The organism is Microvirga yunnanensis (genome assembly GCF_025460875.1).
On the sequence record NZ_JAMXFI010000009.1, the window covers coordinates 118208 to 128577 of the forward strand.

10 protein-coding genes are annotated in these 10370 nt (G+C 61.1%); 7 read left to right on the forward strand and 3 right to left on the reverse strand.

The features are described from left to right. Window positions 1–96 precede the first annotated feature (96 nt). From NF876_RS07095 to NF876_RS07125, 7 genes are all read left to right on the forward strand, one after another. Window positions 97–1269 carry a zinc-dependent alcohol dehydrogenase gene (locus NF876_RS07095; protein ID WP_210810626.1) on the forward strand — a complete coding sequence of 391 codons (1173 nt, stop codon included), beginning with the start codon at window positions 97–99 and terminating at the stop codon, window positions 1267–1269. A gap of 11 nt (window positions 1270–1280) precedes the next feature. After that, window positions 1281–1856, forward strand: a complete 576-nt coding sequence (locus NF876_RS07100) for a cyclase dehydrase (RefSeq protein WP_210810627.1) — start codon at window positions 1281–1283, stop codon at window positions 1854–1856. A gap of 9 nt (window positions 1857–1865) precedes the next feature. Then, on the forward strand, window positions 1866–2315 hold the full coding sequence (locus tag NF876_RS07105; protein ID WP_173947129.1) for a DUF488 domain-containing protein: 450 nt from the start codon (window positions 1866–1868) through the stop codon (window positions 2313–2315). 41 nt (window positions 2316–2356) lie between these two features. Then, window positions 2357–2899, forward strand: coding sequence for an MOSC domain-containing protein (locus NF876_RS07110; protein WP_210810631.1), 543 nt, complete (start codon window positions 2357–2359; stop codon window positions 2897–2899). A gap of 301 nt (window positions 2900–3200) precedes the next feature. Further along, on the forward strand, window positions 3201–5012 hold the full coding sequence (locus NF876_RS07115; RefSeq protein WP_210810635.1) for an ABC transporter ATP-binding protein: 1812 nt from the start codon (window positions 3201–3203) through the stop codon (window positions 5010–5012). A 42-nt stretch (window positions 5013–5054) separates the two neighbouring features. Further along, entirely contained in the window at window positions 5055–5552 is a 498-nt protein-coding gene (msrC, locus tag NF876_RS07120) for a free L-methionine (R)-S-oxide reductase MsrC (RefSeq protein ID WP_210810639.1), read from the forward strand. 8 nt (window positions 5553–5560) lie between these two features. Continuing rightward, a complete protein-coding gene (locus NF876_RS07125) occupies window positions 5561–6850 on the forward strand; it encodes an NAD(P)/FAD-dependent oxidoreductase (protein WP_210810644.1) in 1290 nt (429 codons plus the stop codon). Window positions 6851–7070: 220 nt separating this feature from the next. On the opposite strand, the gene NF876_RS07130 is transcribed toward NF876_RS07125, so the two are convergent. From NF876_RS07130 to NF876_RS07140, 3 genes are all read right to left on the reverse strand, one after another. Then, window positions 7071–7382: a hypothetical protein gene (locus NF876_RS07130; RefSeq protein ID WP_173947134.1), complete on the reverse strand. Its 312-nt coding sequence runs from the start codon at window positions 7380–7382 to the stop codon at window positions 7071–7073. Window positions 7383–7491: 109 nt separating this feature from the next. Then, window positions 7492–9171: a M10 family metallopeptidase C-terminal domain-containing protein gene (locus NF876_RS07135; protein WP_210810648.1), complete on the reverse strand. Its 1680-nt coding sequence runs from the start codon at window positions 9169–9171 to the stop codon at window positions 7492–7494. 410 nt (window positions 9172–9581) lie between these two features. Further along, a complete protein-coding gene (locus NF876_RS07140) occupies window positions 9582–9848 on the reverse strand; it encodes a hypothetical protein (RefSeq protein WP_173947136.1) in 267 nt (88 codons plus the stop codon). Window positions 9849–10370 lie beyond the last annotated feature (522 nt).

Below are 10370 nucleotides of genomic sequence, written 5' to 3' on the forward strand. Positions count from 1 at the left end.
CTTCAGGGAACGCAACGCTCCTCAAGAAGTCTTTCCTGTGACGAAGGCGGTCGAGCGGCGGAGCTTGGCCATTTGCAGGCATCTGAGGAGAATTCGATGAAGGCGCTCGTTTGGCATGGCACCACCGACATCCGTTGCGATTCAGTCCCCGATCCACAGATCGAGCACCCGCGCGACGCGATCATCAAGGTGACGAGCTGCGCCATCTGCGGCTCGGATCTTCATCTCTACGATCACTTCATGCCCGGAATGAAGTCCGGCGACATCATGGGGCATGAGACCATGGGTGAGGTCGTCGAAGTCGGAGCCGAGTCGAAAGGCAGGCTCAAGGTTGGCGACCGCGTGGTGATCCCGTTCACCATCATCTGCGGCGAGTGCGATCAGTGCAAGCGCGGCAATTTCTCGGTCTGCGAACGGACGAACCGCAACGGGCATATTGCCGCGAAGGCCTTCGGCCATACGACGGCGGGGCTCTTCGGCTACACGCATCTGACCGGCGGTTATCCCGGCGGGCAGGCCGAGTACCTGCGCGTGCCCTTCGCCGATGCAACCCATGTCAAGGTGCCGGACGGTATTCCCGACGAGAAGCTCCTCTTCCTCAGCGACATCTTTCCCACCGGATGGCAGGCGGCGGTTCAGTGCGACATCCAGCCGACCGACACGGTGGCGATCTGGGGATGCGGCCCGGTTGGGCAGATGACGATCCGCAGCGCGATCCTGCTCGGGGCGAAGCAGGTCATCGCCATCGACCGGGTCCCCGAGCGTCTCGCGATGGCGGAGGCCGGAGGCGCCATCACGATCAATTTCGACGAGGAGAGCGTGATCGAACGGCTCAATGAACTCACCAATGGCCGTGGGCCGGAGAAGTGCATCGACGCTGTCGGAATGGAGGCGCATGCGACCGCGACGATCGATTCGATGTACGACCGGGTGAAGCAGGCAACGATGATGGAGACGGATCGTCCCCACGTGCTGCGCGAGATGGCCTATGTCTGCCGACCGGCCGGAACCCTCTCGATTCCTGGCGTCTATGGCGGCCTGCTCGATAAGATCCCCTTCGGGGCGATCATGAACAAGGGGCTGACCATCCGCACCGGCCAGACGCATGTGAACCGCTGGACGGACGACCTCCTGCGTCGGATCGAGGATGGCCAGATCGATCCGTCCTTCGTTATCACGCATACGGTGTCCCTCGACGAAGGGCCCGACATGTACAAAGTCTTCCGCGACAAGCAGGACGGCTGCATCAAGGTCGTCATCAAACCCTGATAGGTGAGATCATGCGTTACGAAACCGAAAGAACGCGCCGTCGTGGTCATGCCGACACGGCAACCGATACTCTCGCCCGTGGGCTCGGGCTGTTCTCCATTGCTCTTGGAATCGCTGAAATCGCCGCGCCTCGGGCCTTGGCGCGAGCGTTGGGCATGAAGGGGCAGGAGGGTCTGATTGCCGGCTATGGCGTTCGTGAGATCGCGACCGGCATCGGCATTCTGGCATCGAAGGACCCGACACCGTGGATCTGGGGGCGGGTCGCGGGTGACGGGCTCGACTTGGCGACCCTGGCGACCGCACTCGAAGGCAACAACCCGAAGAAGGGCAATGTCGGGATTGCCATGGCGGCTGTGGCGGGCGTGACGGCCCTCGATGTGTATTGCGCCCAGACCCTCAGTCGCGAAAGCCCCCATCCGCTGCCGCCGATGCAGGATTACTCCAGCCGCACGGGCTATCCCCGGGGGATCGAGCAGAGCCACGGGGCGGCGCGAGACTTTGAGGTGCCGCGCGACTTCCGCACGCCTGAAGCGCTGCGGCCCTACACGCAACCTGAGGCGCCTCGACATCCGCAACCGTCCATGTAACCTAACGGCATGGACAGGCCGCAGATATTTACGATCGGGTACGAGGGAGCGGACGTGGACCGCTTCCTCACGACTTTGAAGGATGCTGGCGTCGCGGTTCTCGCGGATGTGCGTGCCGTCGCGCTCTCGCGCAAGCGTGGGTTCTCGAAATCGGCCCTGCGTGATGCCCTGGCGGGCCAGGATATCGGCTACCAGCATTTCATCAGGCTCGGGACGCCGAAGGCGGGGCGACAGGCGGCGCGAGCCGGTGACGGCGAACTGATGCGCCGGATCTATTGCGACGAGGTTCTGGCCACGGGGCCGGCCCAGGAATCCCTCCAGGAACTCGAAGCCCTGGCGCTGACACGCCCGATCTGCCTGCTCTGCTTCGAGCGCGATCCCGCCAATTGCCACCGCCGGGTGTTGGCGCAGCACTTGGCCGAAAAGGGATTCGAAACGGTGGATCTGGCAGTTCTCTGACGCTACAAGGGAGAAACACTCCCTTGCGGCTGAGACACCCGATGCATGCATTCGTTACCGCCGTCAGTGCGAGTCCTAGCCACAGCTTCAGCAAGCCCAATCAGGATGTCATTCGTCTCCTGGCAGGTCTAGGGGTCGAGGGTGATGCGCATCTCGGCACGACGGTCAAGCATCGCTCTCGGGTGGCCAAGGACCCCAACCAGCCGAACCTGCGGCAGGTTCACCTGATCCATGCCGAGCTGCACGACGAGTTGCGTGAGGCAGGGTTCGACGTCCGTGCGGGCGCTATGGGCGAGAATGTCACGACGCGTGGCATCGACCTTCTCGGCTTGCCGACGGGCGCGCGACTGCTCATCGGCGATAGAGCCGTGATCGAGGTCACAGGGCTGCGAAACCCTTGTGTGCAGATTGATCGCTTCCAAAAAGGCCTCATGAAGGCTGTCCTCGGCAGGGACGCGCATGGAAATCTCGTCCGAAAATCCGGCATCATGGGGGTTGTCGTCGAAGATGGCGAGGTAAGAGCGGGGGATGCCGTTCGACTGGAACTGCCGTCCGGGCCCTATCGGCCGCTCGAAGTCGTATGAAGGTCCAGATCATCCTGCAACAAAACTGCGGTTGCCAAGTTGAAGGAACTGGACTACTTTGAGTCTAGGTTTAATTTCTAGAGAGGGAGGACTGCATGGCTTCTATGTGCTTGCTGAACGTTCCTCCCGCGTCCGAACTTTAGGTCGGATCAGGCGGGGCTCCAAGGCCCGGCAAACCTTACCAAGCTATCACGTGTGATGATCTTCGAGCGGCATCGGACGCCGTAAGCCGGCGTTTCTACGGTCGCTCTTCACTCTTCCGGGGAGAGGTGCGTGCTCCGAGCGCCGCCTGTTCGCTTCCATGAACCAGTCGAAGAAAAGCGGGGACGCCACCCGCGATGTCCTGAAATTCACGTTCCGCCACTGGCGTGAAGAGCCGCGCTATGTGGTGCTCATCATGGTGACCATGATGGTGTCGACCTTGGCCGACGTGTTCATGCCCGTCTTCGCGGGGCGGCTCGTCGATGCCATCGCGACGGGCAGCAGCGACCGCGAGGCTGCCCTGCATGCGGCGCTTGTCGCCTTCGCGTTCATGACCGGCCTCGGCCTGCTCATGATCGTCATGCGTCATCTGGCCTTCTACGGCATCGTGGAGCTCACGCTGCGGGTGATGGGGCGCGTCGCGCAGGATGCGTTCGCACGTGTGCAGCGGTTCTCGACCGACTGGCACGCCAACTCCTTCGCCGGCTCCACCGTGCGCAAGATCACGCGCGGCATGTGGGCGCTCGACCTGATGCACGATACGCTCCTGCTGGCCCTATTGCCTTCTCTCACGGTGCTGGCGGGTTCGATGATCATCCTGGGCCTGCGCTGGCCGGTGATGGGGCTCGTCATCGGAGTGAGCGCGCTGGCCTACATCGTCATGACCGGCTTCCTGGCGACCCTCTATGTCGCGCCTGCGGCCCGGTTGGCGAATGCGTGGGACACCCGTGTCGGCGGCACTCTGGCGGATGCTTTGAGCTGCAACCCGGTGGTCAAAGCGTTCGGTGCCGAGATACGCGAGGACGGGCGCCTCACCTGGGTGCTGGGAAAGTGGCAGACCCGCACCCGGCGCGTCTGGCAACGGGGCACCAACAGCGGCACGGTGCAGTTCATCGCGCTGCTCGGCATTCGCGCCGCCATCATCGGGACGGCCATCTGGCTATGGTGGCAGGATCGCGCGACGCCGGGTGATCTCGCTTACGTGCTCACAACCTACTTCGTGATCCACGGATACCTGCGCGATGTCGGCATGCACATCAACAACCTGCGCCGTTCCGTGAATGACATGGAGGAACTCGTCGAGATCCATCGAGAGACCATCGGTGTGCCGGACCATGCCGGCGCGAGGCCGATCCACATCTCCCGTGGCGAAGTCGCGTTCGAGCGTGTCACGTTCCATTATGTCGGACACGAGACTCCGCTCTATCGGGATCTGTCGTTGATGATCCGAGCAGGCGAGCGTGTCGGCCTCGTGGGGCCGTCGGGCTCCGGCAAAACCACCCTCGTCAAGCTGATCCAGCGTCTCTACGACGTGACAGGTGGGCAGATCCTGATCGACGGGCAGAACATCGCTCAGGCCGAGCAGGCGTCCCTGCGTTCGCAGATTGCGATCGTGCAGCAGGAACCGATCCTGTTCCATCGCACCCTGGCCGAGAACATCGCCTACGGGCGGCCCGGCGCTTCGATGGCCGACATCGAGCAGGCGGCGCGTCTCGCCAATGCGCATGAGTTCATCATGAGTCTGCCCAAAGGCTACTCTACGCTCGTGGGTGAGCGCGGCGTGAAGCTCTCGGGCGGCGAGCGGCAGCGGGTCGCCATCGCGCGCGCTTTCCTGGCGGATGCGCCCATTCTGATCCTGGACGAGGCGACCTCGGCCCTTGACTCGGAATCGGAGGTGCTGATCCAGCAGGCCATGGAACGGCTCATGGTGGGGCGCACCTCCGTCGTGATCGCACACAGGCTGTCCACGGTGCGGGCTCTCGACCGCATTCTCGTGTTCGACCGGGGGCGGATCGTGGAGGAGGGGGACCACCTCACGCTTTACAGAAAAGGCGGCCTCTACCGCCGCCTCTGCGACCACCAGGGTCTGGACCTCGCAAAAGGGGCTAGGTCCGATATGGCCGCAGAATAGGACGTCTGGACAAAATTCTTTGAAAATCCTAAGGAAATTGCCATGTTCGAAGTCAAAGATATTCCGGTCTCCGACAGCAAGCGGGACTTTTACGCTTCCCTCGCTCAGCAACTCTCCGGGCTTCTGGCGGGTGAGCCGGACGCGATCGCGAATGCCGCCAACATGTCGGCGTTGATCTACCAGTTCCTGCCGGACCTGAACTGGGCGGGCTTCTATTTCATGCGTGGATCGGAACTCGTTCTCGGGCCGTTCCAGGGCAAGACGGCCTGCGTGCGGATCGCGGTCGGCCGCGGCGTCTGCGGCGCAGCGGTTGAGCGCAAGGAACCCATCGTGGTGCCGGATGTGCATGCCTTCCCGGGCCATATCGCCTGCGACAGTGCCTCGCGCTCCGAGCTCGTCGTGCCTCTCATCAAGGACGGAAAGGTTCTGGGTGTGCTCGATCTCGACAGCCCCAGCCCGAACCGGTTCGATGAAGAGGACCGTCAGGGCTGCGAGATGCTGGTTGAGATCTATCTCAATGCTTCCGACCTCACGCTTTAGCCCGACGCATGCTGCCAGCCCATGTCGACACCTATTACAGCCGCACGGCCGCCATATCGGAAACCTATCCGGGGGCGGCGGGCCGCATGGAGGCAGATGTCTGCATCATCGGCGGCGGCCTGGCCGGCCTCACCGCGGCACTGAAGCTCGCGCGCACCGGACGGAGCGTCGTTCTGCTCGAAGCCCGTCGTGTCGCCTGGGGCGCCTCTGGCCGTAACGGCGGCTTCGTCTCCGCAGGCTATGCGACCGGCCTTTCCTCCATCGAGCGGCGCGTAGGATCCGATCACGCGCGGGAGCTGTTCCGGCTTTCCATGGAAGGCGTGGACATCGTGCGCAGCGAAATCGACGAACTCGGCATCAAGGACGCTCATCCGGTGCCGGGAATCGCAAAAGTCCTGCGCTATGACTCGCGGGGAGCCTTGCAGGCGGCCAGTGAAAGCCAGCAGCGCGAGTTCGGTCAGACGCTGCGCTACTTGCCGCGGGCTGAGGTGAGAGAGTTGCTCGCCTCGCCCAGATACCACGAGGCCGTTCTGGATGAAGATGCTTTTCACTTCCATCCCTTGAACTACGGGAGTGCGCTGGCGCGCGAAGCGATGCGGCTGGGCGCAGCCATTCACGAGCACTCGCCCGTGACGTCGGCAGATCTTGAGGGACCCCGCAAGATCGTCCGCACGACGGGCGCGGAGATTTCCGCCGAGCACGTGGTCTTTGCAACGGGCGGCTATACGGATGACGTGCTGCCCGCCCTCAAACGCGCATTCCTGCCGATTGCCACTTATGTTCTGCTGACCGAGTCGTCGCCGGATCTGGTCCAGGGAGCCATTCGCATGCAGGCGGCGATTCTCGATGATCGTCGGGCAGGGGATTACTATCGTCGGGTCGATGGGGGGAGCCGAATTCTGTGGGGCGGACGAATCACCACCCGAACGACCGATCCGCGCAACATCGCGTCCCTGCTCAGACGGGAGATGGTGACGACTTATCCGCAACTCTCTGATTTGAAGGTAGAGGTCGCCTGGTCGGGTCTCATGTCGTACGCCCGACACCTGATGCCGCAGATCGGGTCATGGAAGCCAGGCGTCTGGTACTGCACGGCTTTCGGCGGTCACGGTATGAACACCACGACGATCGGCGGTACGGTGGTCGCAGAAGGCATTACGGGCGAGAGCGACCGTTACCGTCTCTTCGCGCCCTTCGGTCTGACGTGGAATGGCGGCATCATCGGTCGTGCCGCCGCCCAGCTCACCTACTGGAGCTATCAAGTCGCCGATGCGGCCAGGGAGTTCCGCTCCCGCTAAGTTGCGGATACAAGATCACATCTTGGCAGCGGATGCGACAATCCAAAGGCAGCTGAAACTGAACGCGAGCGCGATCAGATTCATGAGATAGGCCAGGGCATCGTTGGCGGGGTGGCGTTTTCCCGTCTGTTCCATCGTGCTTCCTCGAAAGCCGGAAGGTTCACGATGTGGATAATGCCTGAGCTTGCTATCTGTCCAGATGGTTAACGGATTATTTTAGTCAGCCACCAATTGTGCCGTGGATCGTTCCGAGGTGTCGGCTTTCGCAGGCGCAGTCACTGCTCTCGGACAGGGGCTCCGCAATCCAGCACACGCCTCTCGGCGTCGTGCAGGTGGCGCCTTGGCTCGTTCCTGCCCGCGAGCGCTCGTACGCACGCAGTCGGTGCTCGCGGAAATAGGTGCGTTCCTTCGTGCGGAAGGGGGCGGCAAGATCCGTTTCCGGAAGCGATCGCTCGCTGTCGGCTGCCAGCGTAACCACCGGGGCGACCGTTCCAACGAGCAGGATGAGACAGGCGGCGATGGAGGGTTGCATGCATGGCTCCCGAGATGGAATCGGTTCGGCTCCGAAGAGTCTGTCCTCGCACCATCCCTCGCCAGCAGGCAACCCCGGTCTGCCCGACCGAGAGATCACAAAAATCTGATCACAGATAGAAGTCGTTCTTCGACAGCGTGGTCAAGTCTGCGACCTTGATCTTGAAGTCCGCGGACCTGTCGCCGTTCACGTCGCCCGATACGATGCCATCGGCAAAGCGCAGTTCTCCCGCCTTCCCATGGAATGCAGTCTTGCCAATGAAGCTGAAGGCCTGGTTGCCTGCAACCTTGGTGTTGGCGTCGATTCCGCGAAGGTCGATATGGTCGGAGCCGCGGCGGAAATCGGTGATCGTATCCACAGTGGATTTACGAGAATCGCTCAACGTCTGGAAAACGAAGACGTCTGCGCCGCTTCCTCCGATGAGCAGGTCCTTGCCGCTCTGTCCATAGAGCTTGTCGCTGCCTGATCCACCATCGAGTGTATCATTGCCGCTGCGCCCGAAAAGGGTATCCTTGCCGCTTTCTCCATGAATGACATTGGAAGCACCATTGCCATAGAGCATGTCGTTGTAAGCACTGCCGGTAAGGTGCTCGATGCTCTCGTAGGTGTCGCCGGCGGCATCGCCTCGATTGCCCGAGGAGGACTGGAGATCAGCCGTCACGGCTGCCTTCGCTGTGATGTAGCTCGCCGTGTCTGATCCGATCCCGCCGTTGAGCAGGTCGCTGCCGCTTCCGCCAATCAGAACGTCGTTGTTGTTCTGGCCGTAGAGCGTGTCGTCGCCACCATTGCCCTGCAGCGTGTTGCTGGCCATGTTGCCCTTGATTACATCGCTTGCGGAACCACCGGAGGCGTTCTCAATAAGAGAGCGCTCGTTGCCCTGATAAAGGAGCGCATTGGCGATATTGCCGGCAGCGAGTTTCGAGCCGTCCCAATACAACTTTGCGCGTTGCTCCTGGGCGGTTATCGTCCAGGCTCCAGGCTCGAGATCGATGGAGAGACCGGTGGTGTAGTTGGTGAAGCTGTATGTATCGATCCCGCCGCCATCCCAGACGGTCAGCAGGATCTGGTTGCCGCCGGGGAGGCCCTGTCCGATGCCATTGATGAACATCTCGCCCGTCGTGGGGCTCCAGGCATAGGTCGTATCGCCACCGTTCAACCCGTAATTCGCACCATACATGTGCTGGATTGCGGCGATGTCGTACATCATGAGGGACTGGGGATAACCCCAGGTCTCGTTGGTATAGCCCGTGCTGGTCGATGCGCCCGCATAGGAGCGGTAGCTCATCACGGTGTATTCCAGGCTGTCGCGATCTTGGGGCATGTTGCCCTCATGCGAATGCTCAAGCCCAAGGGCATGCCCGATCTCATGCATGATCGTAAGATAGGCATAGTTCCCCATCGCCGGACTCGCGTAGCTACGGCTGGAATTATTGAGCCAGACATCGCCGCCTGTTGCATCGGTTGTCGGAAAATAGGCCCATGCCGTGCTGGGCAAGTCCGATTGTGCAAATCGCAGATCGGCAGAGGATGTGCTGGCTCCACTCTGCTCCTGGAAGGTCAGACTGCTGACTGCCGCATAGAGATTCAATGCCGAGCGCGTGATGGCCTGCTGGGCATCGTTGAACGCGCCAAAGCCTTTCGCGGTTTCGCCGCCGCCGTAGGACGATCCATACGAGGCGGCCGTTGCGGGGAAGCTATAAGTCAGATTGCCTGGTACCCATTTCATCGTACCGAGAACAGCATCGATGTAAGCATTTCCCGTTGAATTGTATGTTTCGACAGCAGGCATGGTTCTTCAAACGAATAGAGCAGAAACGGATAAGGCGAGTATTCGCACGGAAACCGGCCGGCGAACGGAAAGCAGGCTGGTGTTTGCAGGATGCCGTAAGTCCCTTCCGAAAGACTTAAGCTTGCCGAGGGAGCCCATCCCAGACGAATTTGTTATATAATATCATTGTGATTGCCTGATCCGAGCCCCGACGAGATTGTTTTTACTGGTTTGATCTCGCGCGAATAAATCGCTCCACGAGCTATAAGCGGTCCTCGGAATTTCCGAAAGCAGATGTGTGTGGCTGTTCGCTCTTTCGACAACATGCCGCATGGATTGTCCGTACCATGCTGCCTCTGAGTTCCAGGCCCGTGTCCTCAGGCGGGTCATGAGGATTCCCTGAGACAACACCGGTCTCCGCTTGCAGGAGGCTACGAGGGAAGCCGGTTGCCCCTTTTGACCGAGGTTCGATGGATGCCCGGTTCGAAGCGAATCTGTGGCTCAAGGGATGGGGCAGCGGCCCGGGCGGCCTTCGCGCCCTCCCTCTTGCCCCGTTTTGTGATGGCCTCCTGAGCAAGGAGGCGAATGTCTTCAAGTCGCCACTCTTCGCTCAACCAGGATCGACCAATCACCTTGAGGATTTTCTCAAGCGTTGCGTATGGATCAACGACGCCGGGCGCATCGGCCGCGTTCTTCATGATTTCCCCCATATGCCGAAGGTTTTCCTTCAGTCATTTTGGTCGGAACGCCTGTGAACAGAGGATCTGGGCGTTTCCTCAGGCAAGTATTGCAAAGCTGGAGCGTTAAAGAAACTGCACTTTCGGACAGGGTTCGTGACCGGGAGCAGGAGCCTAATGGGGCAAGCTCCTGCGAAGCCTGTGTCTCGCCCGTCGCGAGAGCCGGAGAGCATCTGGTATCAGATTGGTAACGTTGACGGTTGAATGACGTCATAACATTCTGATCTGGGGGCAAAATCGTATGTCATCCAGAGCGTTCCAGAGAACAATAGAAGCCATCCGCAGCCTCGACCGCGCGAGAGCACCAGCCGAGGTCTGTGGAATTCTGCTGAAGTCCGTCCGGCAGTTTGGAGCCGAACACGTGCTAGCACTACATTGGCACTTTCATCAGTGATCCAAGAGTGAAGCGGGCGCGGCAGAAGGGACATCGCAGGCGCATGGCGTGCGTGATGTGATCAAGCAGCATGCGCCGAACGGCCGGTA